This is a genomic window from Corynebacterium riegelii, assembly GCF_001263755.1.
In the GTDB taxonomy this organism is placed as follows: Bacteria; Actinomycetota; Actinomycetes; order Mycobacteriales; family Mycobacteriaceae; genus Corynebacterium; species Corynebacterium riegelii.
On record NZ_CP012342.1, the window covers coordinates 1,339,890 to 1,355,436 of the forward strand.

Annotated in this window: 23 protein-coding genes and 1 other RNA gene; 5 read left to right on the forward strand and 19 right to left on the reverse strand. The window is 58.7% G+C overall.

The window, feature by feature from the left end; genetic code table 11:
- Positions 1 to 138 precede the first annotated feature (138 nt).
- The 10 genes from AK829_RS06515 to AK829_RS06550 form a co-directional block, all read right to left on the reverse strand.
- Positions 139 to 882, reverse strand: coding sequence for a hypothetical protein (locus tag AK829_RS06515; RefSeq protein ID WP_052205133.1), 744 nt, complete (start codon positions 880 to 882; stop codon positions 139 to 141).
- The gene (locus AK829_RS12450; protein ID WP_157045311.1) at positions 879 to 1,025 is read right to left on the reverse strand and encodes a hypothetical protein; all 147 of its coding nucleotides are present in this window, start codon (positions 1,023 to 1,025) and stop codon (positions 879 to 881) included. The genes AK829_RS06515 and AK829_RS12450 overlap by 4 nt, the downstream gene beginning before the upstream one ends.
- Positions 1,018 to 1,371 (reverse strand): hypothetical protein, encoded by a 354-nt coding sequence (locus AK829_RS12455; protein WP_157045312.1) that lies wholly within the window; start codon positions 1,369 to 1,371, stop codon positions 1,018 to 1,020. The genes AK829_RS12450 and AK829_RS12455 overlap by 8 nt, the downstream gene beginning before the upstream one ends.
- Positions 1,355 to 2,002 carry a hypothetical protein gene (locus AK829_RS06520; RefSeq protein WP_052205134.1) on the reverse strand — a complete coding sequence of 216 codons (648 nt, stop codon included), beginning with the start codon at positions 2,000 to 2,002 and terminating at the stop codon, positions 1,355 to 1,357. The genes AK829_RS12455 and AK829_RS06520 overlap by 17 nt, the downstream gene beginning before the upstream one ends.
- Positions 2,002 to 2,283, reverse strand: a complete 282-nt coding sequence (locus AK829_RS06525) for a hypothetical protein (protein WP_157045313.1) — start codon at positions 2,281 to 2,283, stop codon at positions 2,002 to 2,004. Before AK829_RS06525 ends, AK829_RS06520 begins: the two co-directional genes overlap by 1 nt.
- Positions 2,280 to 2,531 (reverse strand): hypothetical protein, encoded by a 252-nt coding sequence (locus tag AK829_RS06530; protein ID WP_052205136.1) that lies wholly within the window; start codon positions 2,529 to 2,531, stop codon positions 2,280 to 2,282. Before AK829_RS06530 ends, AK829_RS06525 begins: the two co-directional genes overlap by 4 nt.
- Positions 2,532 to 2,986: 455 nt before the next feature.
- Positions 2,987 to 3,169 (reverse strand): helix-turn-helix domain-containing protein, encoded by a 183-nt coding sequence (locus tag AK829_RS06535; protein WP_052205137.1) that lies wholly within the window; start codon positions 3,167 to 3,169, stop codon positions 2,987 to 2,989.
- Positions 3,166 to 3,996, reverse strand: a complete 831-nt coding sequence (locus tag AK829_RS06540) for a hypothetical protein (protein WP_052205138.1) — start codon at positions 3,994 to 3,996, stop codon at positions 3,166 to 3,168. Before AK829_RS06540 ends, AK829_RS06535 begins: the two co-directional genes overlap by 4 nt.
- A 311-nt stretch (positions 3,997 to 4,307) precedes the next feature.
- A complete protein-coding gene (locus tag AK829_RS06545) occupies positions 4,308 to 4,715 on the reverse strand; it encodes a hypothetical protein (protein ID WP_052205139.1) in 408 nt (135 codons plus the stop codon).
- A 45-nt stretch (positions 4,716 to 4,760) separates the two neighbouring features.
- Positions 4,761 to 4,979 (reverse strand): hypothetical protein, encoded by a 219-nt coding sequence (locus tag AK829_RS06550; RefSeq protein WP_052206418.1) that lies wholly within the window; start codon positions 4,977 to 4,979, stop codon positions 4,761 to 4,763.
- 114 nt (positions 4,980 to 5,093) lie between these two features.
- Between AK829_RS06550 and AK829_RS06555 the strand changes: the two genes are divergently transcribed.
- The 5 genes from AK829_RS06555 to AK829_RS12460 all read left to right on the forward strand — a co-directional run bounded on the left by AK829_RS06555 (position 5,094) and on the right by AK829_RS12460 (position 8,244).
- A complete protein-coding gene (locus AK829_RS06555; protein WP_052205140.1) occupies positions 5,094 to 5,630 on the forward strand; it encodes a hypothetical protein in 537 nt (178 codons plus the stop codon).
- A 118-nt stretch (positions 5,631 to 5,748) separates the two neighbouring features.
- The gene (locus tag AK829_RS06560; protein ID WP_052205141.1) at positions 5,749 to 6,312 is read left to right on the forward strand and encodes a hypothetical protein; all 564 of its coding nucleotides are present in this window, start codon (positions 5,749 to 5,751) and stop codon (positions 6,310 to 6,312) included.
- A 14-nt stretch (positions 6,313 to 6,326) separates the two neighbouring features.
- Positions 6,327 to 7,355, forward strand: a complete 1,029-nt coding sequence (locus AK829_RS06565; protein WP_052205142.1) for an XRE family transcriptional regulator — start codon at positions 6,327 to 6,329, stop codon at positions 7,353 to 7,355.
- Positions 7,356 to 7,363: 8 nt separating this feature from the next.
- Positions 7,364 to 7,801 (forward strand): ImmA/IrrE family metallo-endopeptidase, encoded by a 438-nt coding sequence (locus AK829_RS06570; RefSeq protein ID WP_083439771.1) that lies wholly within the window; start codon positions 7,364 to 7,366, stop codon positions 7,799 to 7,801.
- Positions 7,802 to 8,103: 302 nt separating this feature from the next.
- Complete coding sequence (locus AK829_RS12460) at positions 8,104 to 8,244, forward strand: hypothetical protein (RefSeq protein WP_157045314.1); 141 nt, start codon at positions 8,104 to 8,106, stop codon at positions 8,242 to 8,244.
- Between the two features lie 242 nt (positions 8,245 to 8,486).
- Here the strand turns inward: AK829_RS12460 and AK829_RS06580 are convergent, their stop codons facing one another.
- The 9 genes from AK829_RS06580 to prfB form a co-directional block, all read right to left on the reverse strand.
- Complete coding sequence (locus AK829_RS06580) at positions 8,487 to 8,879, reverse strand: hypothetical protein (RefSeq protein ID WP_052205145.1); 393 nt, start codon at positions 8,877 to 8,879, stop codon at positions 8,487 to 8,489.
- Positions 8,879 to 9,370, reverse strand: coding sequence for an ImmA/IrrE family metallo-endopeptidase (locus AK829_RS06585; protein ID WP_052205146.1), 492 nt, complete (start codon positions 9,368 to 9,370; stop codon positions 8,879 to 8,881). The genes AK829_RS06580 and AK829_RS06585 overlap by 1 nt, the downstream gene beginning before the upstream one ends.
- 340 nt (positions 9,371 to 9,710) lie before the next feature.
- The gene (locus AK829_RS06590) at positions 9,711 to 11,000 is read right to left on the reverse strand and encodes a tyrosine-type recombinase/integrase (protein WP_052205147.1); all 1,290 of its coding nucleotides are present in this window, start codon (positions 10,998 to 11,000) and stop codon (positions 9,711 to 9,713) included.
- Positions 11,001 to 11,191: 191 nt separating this feature from the next.
- Positions 11,192 to 11,582, reverse strand: a transfer-messenger RNA (tmRNA) gene (gene ssrA / locus AK829_RS12190).
- Between the two features lie 34 nt (positions 11,583 to 11,616).
- On the reverse strand, positions 11,617 to 12,267 hold the full coding sequence (locus AK829_RS06595; protein WP_052205148.1) for an SDR family oxidoreductase: 651 nt from the start codon (positions 12,265 to 12,267) through the stop codon (positions 11,617 to 11,619).
- 3 nt (positions 12,268 to 12,270) lie between these two features.
- Positions 12,271 to 12,765 (reverse strand): SsrA-binding protein SmpB, encoded by a 495-nt coding sequence (smpB, locus tag AK829_RS06600; protein ID WP_052205149.1) that lies wholly within the window; start codon positions 12,763 to 12,765, stop codon positions 12,271 to 12,273.
- A gap of 16 nt (positions 12,766 to 12,781) precedes the next feature.
- Positions 12,782 to 13,684: a permease-like cell division protein FtsX gene (ftsX, locus tag AK829_RS06605; RefSeq protein WP_052205150.1), complete on the reverse strand. Its 903-nt coding sequence runs from the start codon at positions 13,682 to 13,684 to the stop codon at positions 12,782 to 12,784.
- Positions 13,685 to 14,371: a cell division ATP-binding protein FtsE gene (gene ftsE / locus AK829_RS06610; protein WP_052206419.1), complete on the reverse strand. Its 687-nt coding sequence runs from the start codon at positions 14,369 to 14,371 to the stop codon at positions 13,685 to 13,687.
- Between the two features lie 29 nt (positions 14,372 to 14,400).
- Positions 14,401 to 15,507, reverse strand: coding sequence for a peptide chain release factor 2 (prfB, locus tag AK829_RS06615; RefSeq protein WP_052206420.1), 1,107 nt, complete (start codon positions 15,505 to 15,507; stop codon positions 14,401 to 14,403).
- Positions 15,508 to 15,547: the final 40 nt, after the last annotated feature.

Sequence of the window (15,547 nt, forward strand, 5' to 3'; positions counted from 1 at the left end):
CTGGGCAGGAGGCACACAACACCCGTGCCTTGGCGTGCGCTGCTTCACGCTTGTCTGCATAGGGCATTGAGTCCCACGGAATCATTTCGCCACCGTGAGCTTTTCGTTGCCACTTTGACTGCTGGCAGATACCTAACGTCATGCCGGCGCGAACTCCGGTGCCTTGATTTTCACGATCGTGGTCTCCGGTTTGTCCTGGCTTAGCTGTGCGTCAGGCTGGCTGGCCCCTGTCGGGCTGTCATCGGTCGTAGAGACTGCTTCCGGTGTCGTGGACATCGATAACTGCCACGCTGGCCCAGCGAGGTACCAACGCACCGCATGGTCTCGTTGGAGACGACGCATGACCTGCATTGGCCTGTCGAGGGCTTTAGCGACACTAGCGGCAGTAACGAGTTCATCTGATGGGATGCTGAAAGCCGTATCTGGCCAAGCACAGGTACGTTCCAACGCCTCACGGTGGTTGCCGGGCAGCACCGGGTCCGGCTCGCGGTACTCGTTGCGGCCACGGGCGATGGGAAATAGCCCGGTTTCATCACGCAGACGCAGTGCTTCTTCACCGATACGCAGCGATACCAATGGCTCCGTAGCCAGGTCGCTTGGCATCTTGATTTCGAAGCTAGCGAGTGATGCCGCTACGGGCTTGGTGATGTCGATGACATGGTCGCGGTCCTCCTCCCAGTGGATAAAGTGCGCGTGCATCGTGGTGTAGAACGTTGCCTTTTGGCTCACAGCCGATATGGCAAGACGCTCTTCGCCCAGCCTGCTTAGCCGCACGTAGGCGAGTTCTTTCTTGCCGGCTATTTTCAAGGCGGCACGAAGTGCGCGCGACAGTGAATCCATGCGGCATGTCAGCAGCGAGTCAGATGCGCTGTGTGTGGTCACTGTGTATCTCCTTTCACGTCTATAAGTGGAATCTGGTTCGGTAGTTCTTGGTGCTCGTCGTCTTTCGACAGCCAGCGCCAGAGCTGCTGTTTTCGTTTCAGTGGGAGCTTTGCCCACCACACGTCAAGGTCAGGTTCATCCACGTGGCCCGCCTTGCAGATTTAGCTCCGCTAGCTTCGCGGCAAGCCAGTCAGGAACAGCACCAGGAGTAGAACGGCCAGGCCGTTTCGTGCATGTCGCTTCATGTCGTCGCCACAGCAGCACGCCTTGAGCACTCAGCGAGGCAGCCTCCTGGCCGTCGAGCCACACCGCGTAAGTGCGCTTTCCACCACCCTCGACGGGTCGCTTCTGCATCATGTAGTCACCCGCAGGATCCGGTGATGCGTCAAAGCTGGTTTCCTCGCTCTGCGTCCCAAGCCGGGTCCACGCCAGCTTCACCGGCTCACCGCAGTGCCTGCAGTGTGGCAGCTTGCTACTTGGCTTGGTCATCGTCGTGCCTTGTCTCCAGGGCGAGCTGTGCGCGCTTGAGCGCGGTCAGGCTCTTATCCGGGTCGTCATCAAACTGGTTCACCGCAATGTCCAGCTGGCGCGCTACTGACTCCCACGCCACGTCACTCGGGCTGGGGCTTGGCTGCTGCGATTCCATTGCTGCAAGCTGCGCCTGGGATTCCTCCAACGCGCGCTGCGTTTCTTCAAGCTGCTTGCGCTCCTTGCTCGTGGCCTCCTTCGCTACAGCGCTTTCACGTTCGCTGAGGCGCTTGCGCAGCTCACGTTCCTCAATCAGCTGTTTGCGCAGGTCTGTCAGCTCGGCGCTGGCGTTTTGGCACTTGCCACGCAGTACTCGCGCGGACTTCAGCGCCTTTTTTCTTTCCTGATCTGTTTTCTCCAGCTTTTCTTTAAGCTGCACCGCGCTTTCGTGCGCCTCCAGGTACTTCTGCTCCGCCTGGATGCACTGCGCTTCGAGGGATTCGAGGCGGTTTCGATCCACAGTCGGCAAGCGTGGCACATCCGATAACGCGCGCTCCAGCTCAGCGTTGCGCTCCATGGTTTCCTGTAGACGGCTCATCACCACCTCTACAAGCAGCGGCACCTGCGGGCCCTGAATCTCAATCTGGTCCATCACAACACCTCCAAACCAATCGCCAGACCAATGGCAAACACCACGGAAGCCAACACAAAACCCCACAAAGCAGCACGGACCTCTACAGCGCCACGGAGGAGAAACCTCGGCTTAGCACCAGCCTCGTCCACGTCCGCTGCAAGCAAATCCTCCAGATACAGCTGCCAGCGCAGCGGGACCCGCCCGAAGTAGAACACTGCAAGTTCAGCTACTTCTGCCTGAAAATTCCTCCGCGCCACCCAATGCGGGTCACGTTGTGTCTCTGCCAGCAACGCCATCACGCCACACCTCCCATCACCCACACCAGGAGTGACAACACCCAAACGATGGCGACCAGCACCAGGGCGCCACAGATGCTTAGCCACAGCGGTTCGACCTCTTCGTCCTGGGCGGCGTGAGCGTACTCACGCACGCGCGCCGCCGAGGGAGACACATGTTCAAACGGGATACGGTGACGCCGCGCCAACGGTGCAGGACGCTCCAACACCCCGACCGCGACCGCGATAGCGGTTAATTCATCAGATTGCATTGCTGTTTTTCTTTCTTGTGATTCACTTCCCTTGGAGACTCATCCCCGGAAAGCAAGGTGATCGCAGTGGAAATTAGAAATGGTGTCGATTCGTCTTGGACGAAGAAAGACGATTTGGAACTGATAATTCGGCTTGCTCGGAAGATTAAGAACGGCGAGGAGGATCCGATTGACCACGCAAGTCGCATCGAGCGTTTAGCTTGGGAACTCATCGGCGAGCTCTCCTAACCTTTCTGCGAAGCGGTGCATCTCTTCGGCTGACAGGTCGATTGCTTCTGTTCCGTGGGGCAGGTGCAGCGCGACTCTTGCTTGGTCGTCAAACCGGTATGCGTAAGCGCGCATGCCTGCGGGTAGTCGGGCCATGGTGTCTTTGTTGTTGTTCACCTGGGGTGTCCTTTCATTGAATGGTTGCGAGAGTTCCGCGCTACACCGATCGGGCTGGCGCGAGCAGTCTTCTATCCCTCGATCTGGAAAAGCTTCGATTCGATGTAGGCGGTGACGCTGCGTTCGGTGAACCTCACCTTGCGGCCGTCTTTGAAGCGCTCCAGGTGCCCTTCGTGGTAGAGGGCGCGCACCGTGTTCTTAGAGACACCAAGCTGGTCCATGACCTCCTCGTATTTCAAAAGCTTGATACTCATTGCAGGTCCTTTGCCCGCTCTTTGGCGGCGTCAACGATGCAGTTGAATTCGGTACTGGTTGACCCAAGGTCCTGGTGCATGTGGAGGACGGCTCGCTTGTAGCCCTCTTCGAAGGCTTCCGACAATCCGAAGTCATCTTCAAAGGGCTTACGCTCGGCGATCGCCTGGCTCATTCCACGGATGGTGTTGTGCCAGTACTGTTCGGTCGGCATTTCGTTGTCTGACTTGGTTCGTTTCCAGAGCATTGGTTTTTCTTTCTTGTCGACGGGCTCGTTGCCGGCATGGCGCGCTAGGCGGCGGCTGGGTTGAGGATTTCCACGGTTTTGAGGTACGTCCTTGATGTCGAGCCACGGGAGTGCTTGCTTCGTCCGTTCGCGTGGAAAATGCAGGTCGCATCCTCTTGGCGATGCTTTCGGCGTTGAAGCGTCGTCGCCGGGCTGCTGTTCGGTGTACTCGGCTACCGCGCTGCGAAGCAGTCCAACAACCTCGCGGAAAAGGCCAACCGTGTCTCGGTTGATGCGCAGGTCACCGCCAAGGAGGCAAACAAGCTCGCACAGGATGCAAACGAAATCGCCGAGCGAGCGTTCGCGGCTGGCAGTGATCACACGACGTATAACTGGGGCTTCGAGATCGACGACGACGGCACCGCCTTGGTGGTCAAAGACTGCGCCTTTGATGCCTTTGATTTCGCCGCCGTCTACACGTTCGACGATGACACCGTGTTGTCCGTCACGCACGAGCAGGTACCCGCTTTCTGCAAGGTTGTCGGCTCGCTTGATGGCGTTGTTGAGAAGCACTTCGGCGACGTGCGAATCAATCCAGCGCATCGTGCTTCCTACGCTGGCGGAATCTTCATGTCCGGCTCCGCAGGAAAGACTGTCAGCACCGCTGTGAGTGCTCACCTCTCCTGGACCACTCCCAGCGGGGTCAATCGTGCATGCATACTCAAGTACGTGCTGCGCCATCGAGACAATTACGGCTCGATCGAGCGCGTGTAACCGGCGCACTTGTTCGGCTGTGCTATTCATGATTGCTCCTTTCTTGTCGGCGGCCGCATTCCAAACCAGCGCTGCTTGACTGGCGTGGCTTGTATTCTGTGACCATGGGTTTTCTGCGATTGATGAATCTTGATGGGTTGTTACTCGAGGTCCCGGATGCGCTTCTCGGGTCGGTTTTCGCCGCTGCCAAGGCTGGCCATGCGCGTGGCGATTTCGTGAGCCTGTGCGCCTTTGATTCGGAGGAGGGGCGTTATATCCAAGTCGATACGTGCGTCTTCGTCCCCGAGATCACTAATCCCGACGGTGAGACGTTCGTCGACGAGAATCACATGATGTTCCTCGCTCCCGTTTTCACGGGTGAGCGTGAGGTCCCCGCGGATCAGGTAGTGGTTGATCAGCTTCTCAAGGTCATGAAGGAAACTGACGGCTGCATTGTTCTTTCCGTTGAGGACGAACTTGTTTTGTCGCCTGATGCTGCAAAACGCATTGTCCGTAACGCTCGACGGATCAACCCTTTCGAGGACGTCCCATTCCCTAATCCAGGCCATTAGCTTTTCCTTTCTTGTCGGCGGGCTCGTTGCCGGCATCGCGTGTTAGGCGACGGCGGGGTTGAGGATTTCGGCGGCTTTGAGGTGTGCTGCTCGGCGGGCTTCGAGGATTGCTGCGGTTTGTGGTGTGATCTCGGCGCCGTAGCGGAGGTTCTCGAGTTGCTTCTCGGTGAGTCCGAGGAACGTTGCGAGGTCATGGTCGCTTTTCGCGTTGATATCTGCCGCGAGTTGATCGAGGAATCCAGGGCGTAATTTCATCTTCATCTCCTGTCCACTTTGTACGCTAAAGTCCATTTTGTACATGGGTGTCCATTTTGTCAACCCGTATACCTGGCCATTCAATTTGCGCAGCACAAAATGGACGTTCATAATGGACATATGAGCAAGCAGACTTTCCCTGAATGGCTGGCATCACTGCCCGGCGCGCCGACCCCCTCCCAAGCAGCTGAAGCAGCAAACCTGCCGCGTCCCACACTTCTGAGGCACTCAGACCGGGGACGTACGACTGCGGAGAATGCGATTGTGATTGCTCGGGCGTTTAATGTCTCGCCTGCGGATGCGCTCGTTGAGATGGGTTTCTTGGAGCCGGACGAGGTTAATGCTTCGGAGGCTCTTGCTGTTCGTGAGGCGCTTGGGCGTGCGGAGTGGTCGGAGATTTTCGAGGAGATCACACAGCGCATTAATGCGTCGCCAATGTTCGAGGGTGATTTCGAGCTGTCCCTAGATTCGCCGGTGCATATTCCCGAGCCTGCGGACCTGGAGGAGAAGCGCAAGCAGCGCGAGGCTGGCGTCGAGAAGCAGTTCAAGGGTGCGGACTGGCGCAGCAAGCCGAAGCCGGGGCGTGATGGGTATGCGGCGGACAGCTCGCCGCGTGAGCCACAGATGGGGGACGACGGGTACCACGATGGGCCCTAGCCCTATCGACCCTTAGTGCCCGTAGGTCCTGGACAATCGCCCGATTGTGTAACAGTTCGAGTGATATTATCACTCACGTGTGAAAATATCACACGGATTGTTACATGAAGGAGTTGTGATGGCCTATCCCCTGGAGGACAATGCATTGCTACTGCGGCGCTTCCATAAGCAGCTAACAAAGCAGTACGACGACCTACGTGAAGCAGTTGGTGTCGCACTGGAATACCGGCGAAAGCTGCCCTACCACGACTACCTGGACGAGTTTCCGAGCCTAGACCGCAATCCCATGCTGGTGGCTCTGCATAAGCAGTTCCGCGACACTGGGCTCGGCGGCCTGGCCCTGAGCGAGCCGTCGGGGTTCCCTACCCGCCTGTGGTTCGAAAACGACGAAGCCATCCTGATGGTGCGCCGCAGGAAGGGATTCCGCCACTCCACGAGCGAGGAACCCGACCAGCCCCTCATTGAGAACAAACGTCGCATCGTGTTGCTTTGGGAGTTCCCGAAGACGGGGACAGACTCGATCACCGCGTTTTCCATGCAACTGTTCGATGGTGAAGGCATGCTCGAGGATGCAACGAAACTATCGCAAGAAATCCAGCTACTGACACCCAACGAGAAGATCACCGCCGACAAGTTCTACCCAACGCGCGCAGACGAACAAGGGTTTAACTTCGGCAGCTAGAAAGCACCCACTACATGTCCACTGAAAGCACGAACCTCAAGCACATCAGGATTCTGCTCGGCTACACCCAAGGAGCCTTCGCCGCAGAACTCGGGGTTTCGCAATCAACGCTGAGCAGCGTCGAACGCCAACGACGCAACCTTTCGCCGCGGCTCCTGACCACCGCACAATTCGTCACCAAGGTTCCCCGCGAGTTCTTCGAGGAACCCATCGACTACTACGAGGCACCCGACCTCCTGTTTCGTACAGCACGACTCGGTCAACCCGAATCGGAGAAAGTCGCCACTGCGTTCTCCATCACCGAGCACTACCTCAAACGCCGCTACCCCAACACAACAAGCAAGCTGCCAGAGTTAAACCTGGACGACCAGCCACTAGACCTGCTCACCATCGAGGACGCTGCCGCACGCACTCGCGAACACCTACAGCTTGCACCCGATACCGCCATCGGCAACCTGACAGCAGCACTCCACCAATGCGGAGTCATCGTCACCTCCCTGCCCGAACACATCGTCCGCGACACCAACTTCGATGGTGTCTCCACGCCTACACCCACTCCCCTTCGCGTCATCGCACTCAACCGGCAGCGCAGCGGAGACCGCTACCGATTCAGCCTTGCCCACGAACTCGGCCACCTGGTCTTGCACACAGCAACCACCCGGCGCGACCTGTCCGCGCTCGAGACCGAAGCCAACCAGTTTGCCGGGGCGTTGCTTATGCCCCGTCAGCTTCTTGTTGGCACCGTGACGCCAGAGGCGACGCTGTCTGATTACGCGAAGCTTAAGTCGCAGTGGGGTTGCTCAATCCAGGCGATTGTGCGGCGCGCGCATGAACTCGACCTTATTGATTACAAGCGTTACCGCAGTCTGCGTATGCAGATCTCTGGGCGTGGCTGGCGGGTCGAGGAACCCGGCGACGTGCTGCTTGAAAACACCTTCGTCGAACCGGTTGATCTGACCCATCTTGTTCCTTCCGCCCATGAGGCAGCGGTGCAACCACGCATTGCCAGTGTGACCCAACTGCCGACTACTCGCTCAAAGTAAGGCGCACGATGTCATCGAAACATGTTGCTTTGCTTGATATGGCCACCGCCATCAATGTGTGGGTCGATGTGGACGACGTGGGGTGGCTTTCCCCGCGTGCCAAAGGGGGCTGGTTCCCCCAGCACGACCTGATTCTGCTCGCTCCGGGTCTACACCCGGTTGAGGAACTGTGCACCCTCGCTCACGAACTCGGCCACGCCACTCTCGGCCATACAACTCACGAGAATGGGTGGTTTGCACAGCGCCAAGAGCGAGCCGCCGATAGGTGGGCGGCACGTATGCTTATCTCCCCTGTCGAATACGAACTTGCGGAACGTCTCCACGGCACACATCTCGGCGGTATCGCACATGAGCTCGGCGTGACCACGCACATCCTTGCCACCTGGCAAGGCCTCTACGAAAGGACACACGTAAGACGGCCCGCGCCACCCCCACCTATGCGGTGATGCACCACAAGTTCCAATGTTTACCAACTTGACACATAGCGCGTTAGCGCGCTATGCTGTAGGTAGTTCCACAAGGAACAACGAAGAAAACTCAACAGAGAAAGGAGGCAAGGTGATTGAATTCATCGCCACAATCACCGCCATCTGGCTAACAATCCTCAAGACCAGGGAACACTTCACAAAGTACCCACTCAAGAAGAAGAACCCGCCAGAGATTGAAAAGTAGAACCCCGGTTCCGACTAAGCCAAGTAGCCGGAACCGGGGACTACCCCAACACTAACCCACAGAAAGGAACCAAGCAATGACCATAGCCACCGTAGCCCTCTTCATTATCGGCGCCATCTTTAACTGGCACCCCGCCACGCTTGCCGCCATCGGCGCATGCGCAATCCTCTGCCTCACACTCGACACCCGAGCACTCATCATGAACCGAAAGGTATAACGATGCGCCCCATCATTACTGACGCAGACACCGGACGCGAACTCTGGCGCGTCAAAGAGTGCGCCACCCATTGCGGCATCAAACCATCCACCTGGACTACCTACACCGCACAGGGACGCACTCCGGCTCCCATTGCTCACTTCGATGGCAGAACCCCCCTCTGGGACGCCGAAGCCGTCAAAACCTGGCACGCCCAGCGGCCCGGCAGCCCAGTGAAAAACCACCCCAAGTAGGTTAGAACGCTACGAGAAGAGCGTCATTACGATGACCCGGCAAGCGACAACTCCAAGTCCCACCAGTATGGCAACCATGACCAGGAAGTCGACGATTACACATAGCCAGTAGAACTTCGGCCACATGTCGCGAGCGGTATTGAATCGAACGTAAGGCGGGTCATCACTAGAGGTTGCACAGTCCGCCAGGAACTGGAACGTGCCAATTGCCGGGTGCCACTTCACCCAGGACATCAGAAACGCCGGGGAATTGACCGGCTTTTGCATTGCTGCCGCTGGTGGGTCCGGACTTGGATGCTGCTGCTTGGCCTGCGCCGCCATAACCCGCGCTTCAGCACTCAGCTGGACGTCAACCTTGGCGTCTTCAGTCTTCCGTTCGTCCGCGTTTGTCAGATCGTCCATTACTCCGGGTTCTTCTCCAGACGGTCACAACGCTTACGCACTGCAGGAACAGACACACCGAAGTGCTCCGCTGCTGCATACTCCCCTCGGGCATTCACGATGCGCAACAATTCATCGGCAGGCATCAGCAGCGCACCTGCGAACTCGTCCGCATAGAACTCATGGAGGTTGTAGTTGTCGGACTTGCGGTAGTCGATGAACGAATAGTCATCATCGTCGGCGATCGAAGCACGCTCGATCAAATGGCCGATCTCGTGCGCGAGCGTAAACCGCTGCCGCTGCGGGGTCTCAAGCGAATTGATGAAGACCTCCGGGGCCGTGTCCTTCTCCTTGAGCACAAAACCAGACACATCTGGCTCAAGCGGCTGCAGCCACACACGAGCGCCGAGCATGTTGGCCATCTTGACCAAGTTGTCCAAGCCAAAACTGCCCGGGTCCAGCACGGAGCGCAGCCGGTCAGCCTCCTGCCTCGCAGACTCCCACAACAACATCGGCGCTCCTCCTTACCTACTTGCCGCCAGTATATCTATCCACCACGACGCTACTGCAGCGAAAGACTTCCAGAGCCCCCCGACTGGCACTCGCTATCGACTACCTCGGCTGGAATAACGTCGGCTATTCGAAGTTCTCCATCGACGCCCTAATCCTCTTACCGGTGTTGCTCCAGGCTCGCCGAACAAATTGGCCCGGCTTCGGAGGCCTCAGAATGTAGATCTCCTCTCCGTGGCTCGTGGTCGCGATGACTTCCTTTTCGCGCTCCTGCCACGCGGACTCTCCTGACAACACAACTAACCTCCTCGCTCATGGCCACCACCGTATCCGCACGCCCAGCTAGGCGGTCTGTTCGTCCGACTTGCGCTGCTTGCGCTTCTCCTCCAGGTCGGCGACGCCGTCGGGCAGTCCCTCTAGTGTGCGGTTGACGCTGTCGAGGACTTCACGCTTCTTGGCTTCGGTGGTGCGCATGTAGATCTCGGTGATCGTGCGTAGATCGCGCTGGCCGAGGATTTCGCCGATGGCGGGGATTGGCATGCCAGCTTCCACCAGCGTGGTGATTAGCCAGACGCGGCCATAGTGGGGTGTGATGCGGACGTCTTTGTGCCCGGCGCGTTCTTTGGCTCGGTTCATGATCGAGCGGTATGAGGTGTCCATGACGATCTTTCCGGTGGGGCCGGTGAATAGGAAGGCGTTGGGGTCGGGGTTGGTGAAGTGTTTGAGGTGGTATTCGAGGTCGTCGTTGTAGTGCGGAAAGATTGGGACGTAGCGGCTGGCAGCAGCGGTTTTGACGCTGTTTTTGTAGGCCATGCCGCGTTGTTCTTTGGGGCCGTCGGTGACGCGGTAGGCGTTGCCGTTGATGTGGAAGGTCCATGTGTCGCCGTGTTTGGTGAAGTCTTTGCGTTGTGCGCCGAGGGCTTCGCCGAGTCTGACGCCGTGGACGAGGGTCAGGATTGCAATGAGTTTGTGATCTCCCCTGACGTTGCGGGAGGTTGAGGTCTTCGGGTCGAGTTCCTTGATGATGTCGGTGATGACTTGGTTTTCTGGCAGTTGCTTGCGGTCGTGTTGGATTGGTTTGGCGGCTGAGGGCAGTACGACCGGGTTGGCGTCAATCATGTCGCGTTCGACGGCTGCTTCGATTGCGGTGCGCAGTCGCTTGTAGGCCGCTCGGTTCGTCGGTGGGGTGTCGTACTGGAGGTTGATTGCGTCCCACCATGCTGCGACGTCTCGGCGGGTGAGTTGAGTTAGCGGAATGTCTTTCAGGCGGGCTGCTTTTCCAGACACTTTGAGGATGCGCCGGTTGATGGTTTGCGTGTAGTTCTGGTGCGTGGCTGGGCCGAGCGAGTTGGTGCCGCGGGTGCGCAGTTCGAGCCATTCGGTAAGCCAGGCGCCGACAGTGCGGGCATCGTCCTCTTTGGCCCGTGCGCGTTGCTTCGGTGGGATCCAGTCGCCACGGTCAATGATCTTGCGCTCGTTGGAGAGCCAGGCGTAGGCGTCATCAGATTCCGGGAATGTTGTGGCGGCAGAGTGCTTCTTGCCGTCGGGTCCGGTGTAGCGTGCGCGCCAGCGTCCGGAGGGGAGCTGAGAGACGGTGCCGAACTGTCGTTTCGATGGGCGGCGGGGTGCCATGTTCTCGTCCTTTTTCGTGGTCTCTGCGTGGTCTATACGTGGTCCACAATAGCCGTTTTCGTGGTCTAAACGTGGTCTACGGAATGAACGGCATTGCACTTTGGTGCACCATCCTGCACTATCATTTATTACCGCTACCAGCACAAACAAGAAGAAACCCCCAGGCCCGTGAGGGTCTGGGGGTTTGTGTTCAGTGGAGCCGCCGGGAATTGAACCCGGGTCCTTCATCACCGCGCCAGGGCTTCTCCGTGCGCAGTTCGCACAGAATCTCTACTCGACCCTCCGGATCAGACGAACATGTCCGGATGACGGGCCCAGTCAGTGAAAGGTGTCCCTTCCAAGGCCCCACTGACAGGGCCGGAAGGCAAGTCCCCTAAGTCGACGCCAGGTACCGGGTCGGGGACTTCCCCGGCCTGACGGACACGCAGGTCGCTAGCTCTATGTATTAGGCAGCGAGGGCGTAGTCACGCTGAGAGTTCTTCTCTGCGTTTATTAGTTACAGCGACGCTTACGGTGGTCTCCTGCCTGCACCGGCACGCTTCCCCTGGCTAAGTAGATGAAGTCGAAACCAGAATCGACCCCATGTCCACTACGAGAAAACGTAGGTAAAAGCACTCTAGCTTGTAGACGGCCTCACGCGCAAGAACTCCACCACCGCATCGGGCCCGGCGTCCACGGCAAGACGCGCAGCTTTGGCTACTTCGGTGGCGGGCATCTTCGGCAACGCGTCATCACCAGCGAGCATGTCGGTGTCCGTACGCCCCGGGTGCAGAGAGGTCACACGGATCTTGCCGACTTCTTCAAGCTGCAGCGACTCAGTAAAGCCGCGCAGGGCGAACTTGGAGGCGCAATAACCGGAGTTGTCCGCAATACCGTGGAAGCCGGCGCCGGAGTTGAGGGTGATGAGGAGGCCACGTTGGCGTCGTAAAGCAGGAAGCAATGCGCGAGTCAGGGTGACGGGCGCGAACAGGTTGACCTCCATCATCCTGCGCCACGCGGCGTCATCGAGCTGCTCCAACGGGCCGTGCTCCATCACGCCAGCGCACAACACGAGCACGTCGAGCTGCTCGATCTGGGCAGCGGCGCGCAGAATCGCATCGGTATCCGTCAGGTCCGCAACGAACGGCTCTGCGCTCGGCAGCTCGGCAACCACCTCGGAGGCATCGGCCGAAGCACCTGCATAAATGTGGTGGTCTTTGCCCAACTCTTGCGCAATCGCGTGACCAATGCCGCGGGTTGCGCCCGTAATCAGTGCAGTCTTCTTCATCGTTTAGGCCTTAATCCCCTTCAGCTTGCGCCCCAGCTCGCGCGTGATTTCACGGTCCTCAGTGCGGCGCTTAATGTCACGGCGCTTGTCATAATCCTGTTTACCCTGCGCAAGACCAAGCTCCACCTTGGCACGCCCGTCCTTCAAATAGAGGGAGAGGGGGACGAGGGTGCGGTTGCCGTCCCGAAGCTTGCCCTCCAGGGAGTCAATCTCCCGGCGGTGCATAAGCAGCTTGCGGGTGCGGCGCGGCGGGTGGTTTGTCCAGTGGCCGCGCGAGTACTCCGGAATGTGCATGTTGCGCAGCCAGACTTCGCCGTTGTCAATGGTGGCGAAGGCCTCTACAAGCGAGACCTTGCCCTCGCGCAACGCCTTGATCTCGGTGCCCTGCAGCACAATGCCGCACTCCCAGGAATCCAAGATGGTGTAGTCATGGCGGGCTTTCCGGTTAGTGGCAAGCACCCCGGAATTGCTCAGCTTGGACTTCTTTTTCTTGGCCATAAGTGTTCAAAGTCTACTACTTACGCACGTAGGAACGAAGCGCCACCTGCGCGGCCAGCCCGCCAATCAGCATCGCACCAAGGCCTACCAGCGGCAACACCACAAACACCGCGGAATCCGGCACGTGCGCAACCAGCTGCGAGGCGTAGAGCTCCCCCAGCATGGAATCGATCACGGAGCGCTTGCCAACCCACACCAACAGCGTGGCCAAGACCGACCCCATGAGCACAGAAAGCACCGCTTCAAGCACGAACGGGGCTTGGGTGAACCACCTGGAAGCACCCACCATGCGCATGATGCCGATTTGTTCACGACGGTGGAACGCCGCCAACTGCACCATGTTCACAATCAGAAACAGCGCAGCCAACCCCTGTACCGCCGCCACCATCCAGGTGACATTGCGGAAGGTGTCCATCGTTTTCGCCGCCTGGCGCACGGTATCCGCCTGATCGGTGACCACGCTGACCTGTGGCATCGTTGCGATATCACTGATCGGCCCTTGGTCGCCCGGGTCCTTCAAACGCACATGCAGGACCGCTGGAAGCGCCTCCGGGCTGGTTTCACGGACTAGGTCCGGCTCAGTGTCTTGGAACAGTTCCACGAAACGCTCGTATGACTGCTCGCGGGAGCGGAACGTCACCTGCTCCACACGATCATCGCCCTGCAGTGTGTCACGCACCTCAAGGCATGCCTCGGAGGAACAGTCCTGGTCATTGGCCGAAATCTCTTCGTCCAGCTCCACCATGACCTCAACGCGGTCAAGGTAGAGGTTCTTCGTCTCAGCTGTCGCGCGCGACATCAAAATGCCCGTGCCCACCAACGCCAGCGACAGGGCGGTAGTAATCACCAGCGCGATCGTCATGGTGATGTTGCGGCCAAGGCCCTTAATGCCCTCGCGGAAGATAAAGCCCCAGTTCATTTATGCCCTCCCGTAGACACCGTTGGCGTCGTCACGCACAAGCTTGCCCAAATCCAACTCAATGACGCGTTTGCGCATGTCATTGACCGCACGCGCGTTGTGCGTAGACATCACCACAGTCGTGCCCAGCCTGTTAATGCGCGCCAAAAGCGCCATAATCTCATCTGCCGTATCAGGATCCAGGTTGCCCGTCGGCTCATCCGCCAGCATCAGCTTCGGTTTGTTCACAAACGCGCGCGCAATCGCCACTCGCTGCTGCTCGCCGCCCGAGAGCTCATGGGGCATCCTTGTGCTTTTGGACGCCAGGCCCACCAACTCCAACGCCTCCGGTACCAGTTTGGCAATCCTGGTCTTCTTCATGCCAATGACCTCTAGCGCAAAGGCAACGTTGTCGTAGACGTTCAGCCGCGGCAGGAGGCGGAAATCCTGGAAGACGTAGCCAATAGCCTGGCGCAGCTTGTTCACGTCCTTGCCCTTGAGCGCATTGACGTGGAAATCGTTGAACCAAATATCGCCCGAGGTGACGTTTTCCTCACGGATCATCAACTGCAAAAACGTCGACTTGCCGGAACCGGACGGGCCGATAAGAAAGGCAAAGTCCCCGTCTGGAATCTCAAGCGAGACATTATCCAGGGCGGGCCGTGTCGACGTTGGGTACGACTTGGTCACATGGTCAAAGCGGATCACGCCGACCACTCTACCCGTTACGGGTGTGACTATTGTGACTCGGTTTGCTGCTGCGCCATGCGCCAGCGAATGCCGGATTCGAGGAAGCCATCGAGATCCCCATCGAGCACCTTTTGGGGATCTCCCACTTCGTACTCCGTGCGCAGGTCTTTGACCATCTGGTACGGGTGCAACACGTAGGAACGCATCTGGTTGCCCCAGCTTGCGTTGCCGCCAGCGCCGAGAGCATCCATCTCGGCCTTTTCTTCTTGGCGCTTCTTTTCCAAAAGCTTGGACTGCAACACGTTGAGCGCAGACGCCTTGTTTTGGATCTGGGACTTCTCGTTTTGGCAGGTCACCACAATGCCGGTTGGAATGTGCGTGATGCGCACCGCGGAGTCGGTGGTGTTCACGCTCTGACCACCCGGGCCGGAGGAACGGTAGACGTCCACGCGGATGTCTGCATCCGGGATGTCAATGTGGTCGGTTTGCTCCACCACTGGCAGCACTTCTACCTCAGCAAATGAGGTCTGGCGGCGCCCCTGGTTATCAAAGGGAGAGATGCGCACTAGGCGGTGCGCGCCCTGCTCCACGGAGAGCTGGCCGTACATGTACTCGCCGTGCACCACGAACGTTGCGGATTTGATGCCGGCTTCTTCGGCGTAGGAAATGTCGTAGACATCTACTTTGTGGCCGTGTTTTTCGGCCCAGCGCACGTACATGCGCATCAGCATCTCCGCCCAGTCCGCCGCGTCCACACCGCCGGCGCCGGAGCGGATGTTCACTACGGCTTCGCGCTCGTCGTACTCGCCGGAAAGCATCGTTTGCACCTCAAGCGATTCGATTGCCGAGGTAATCTCGGCAAGCTCATCGTCTGCCATGGAGGCGTCGCCTTCCTCTTCGGCAAGCTCGTACATCACCGGCAGGTCATCCAAACGCGAGCGCAGCGACGTGACCTTCTTCAGGCGCGCCTGCACGTTGGATAGCTCGGTGGTGACTTGTTGGGCGTGCGAAGGATCGTCCCAAAGCGAGGGGTCCTGCGCCTGCTGCTCAAGCTCGCGGACGCGTTGCGCCATGGCGTCGAGGTCCATCACCTGCTCAATAGTCTGCAGGGTGGTTTCGAGTTCCTTGATGCGGGCTTGGGTCTCCGGTTGCATAACCATGCAGTCTAGTTGCTCGGTTCTACTCACCTAGCGC